The sequence below is a fragment of the Rhizobium sp. 3T7 genome (genome assembly GCF_020166565.1).
Classification (GTDB): Bacteria; Pseudomonadota; Alphaproteobacteria; order Rhizobiales; family Rhizobiaceae; genus Rhizobium.
In genome coordinates this window covers 1-1,369 of sequence record NZ_JAIQXS010000054.1, presented here as the reverse complement: position 1 = coordinate 1,369, position 1,369 = coordinate 1, and the positions used below count along the sequence as shown (strand labels likewise).

Genomic DNA, 1,369 nt, shown 5'->3' with positions numbered 1-1,369 from the left:
TTCGCCGAGGTCAGCTCCGGCCGGTCGGAGGCCGACAGCGCGTCCTTGACGAAGCTCGACAGGCCTGGATTGGCAGCCGCCGCGATGGTTTCGACCGGAGCGGAACCGCCTTTCGCGGCGGCAGCAAACGAGGCGGTGCGCACGGTGATGACCCGTCTGGCATCGGTCGCCTGCACCGTCTGGATGGCGTTGCCGGCATAGATCGGCCGCTTGAAGGTGTCAGATGCGACCACCTCGATGATCTCCGAGACCTGCGCGACATCGAGAAGGGCTGCCACGCGCGGCATGACGTTCTTGCCGGTCGAGGTGGCGGCGGCGATGATCGTGTCGTAGCTGCCGGAAAGCGAAACAATCAGGGCCGCCAGCGGTTCGGCGAGGTTGTTGGCAAGGCTTGCGTCCTCGGCAACCAGCACTTTGGAAACGCCGGCAAGCTTGGCCGCCTGATCGGCCGCAGCCTTGGCGCCGGCGCCGGCGACGAGCACGTGCACGTCGCCGCCGATCTTCGATGCCGCCGTCAGCGTCTTGGCGGTCTGGTCGGAAAGGTGGCTGCCATCGTGGTCAGCCAGAAGCAGAATGGCCATTGATATAATCTCCCTTTCTCGAACCTTAGAGGACGCCGGCTTCGACTTTAAGTTTCTCAATGAGCTCGGCGACCGACTTGACCTTGACGCCTGCCTTGCGGCCGGACGGCTCTTCGGTCTTCAAGACCTTGAGGCGCGGCGCGGTGGAGACGGAAAAGTCGGCCGGGCTCTTCTTGTCGAGCGGCTTCTTCTTGGCCTTCATGATGTTCGGCAGCGAGGCATAGCGCGGCTCGTTCAGGCGCAGATCGGTGGTGACGACGGCCGGCAGCTTGATCTCGATCGTCTGCAGGCCGCCATCGACCTCGCGGGTCACCTGCGCCTTGCCCCCAGGACCAGGGACTTCGATCTCGATCTTCGAGGCAAACGTCGCCTGGGCGGAACCGAGAAGGGCCGCCAGCATCTGGCCGGTCTGGTTCGAATCGTCGTCGATCGCCTGCTTGCCTGATATGATGAGGCCGGGCTGTTCGGCATCGACGACGCCCTTGAGGATCTTGGCGACGGCGAGCGGCTCGACAGGATCGTCGGTCTCCACCAGGATGGCGCGGTCGGCACCCATGGCAAGTGCGGTGCGCAGCGTCTCTTCGGCCTTGGCAGGGCCGATCGACACGACGATCACCTCCTCGGCCTTGCCGGCTTCCTTCAGCCTGAGCGCTTCTTCGACCGAGATCTCGTCGAACGGGTTCATCGACATCTTCACATTCGCAAGCTCGACGCCTGTGCCATCCGGCTTCACGCGGATCTTCACGTTGTAATCAACCACCCGCTTCACGGGGACGAGAATTTTCATG

The 1,369-nt window shown here is 63.7% G+C and carries 1 protein-coding gene and 1 pseudogene; both read right to left on the bottom strand.

What is annotated here, in order from left to right:
- Nucleotides 1–581, bottom strand: a pseudogene (locus K9B32_RS28800) (electron transfer flavoprotein subunit alpha/FixB family protein); the annotation flags it as partial.
- Between the two features lie 25 nt (nucleotides 582–606).
- Nucleotides 607–1,368 carry an electron transfer flavoprotein subunit beta/FixA family protein gene (locus K9B32_RS28795; RefSeq protein ID WP_224568783.1) on the bottom strand — a complete coding sequence of 254 codons (762 nt, stop codon included), beginning with the start codon at nucleotides 1,366–1,368 and terminating at the stop codon, nucleotides 607–609.
- Nucleotide 1,369 lies beyond the last annotated feature (1 nt).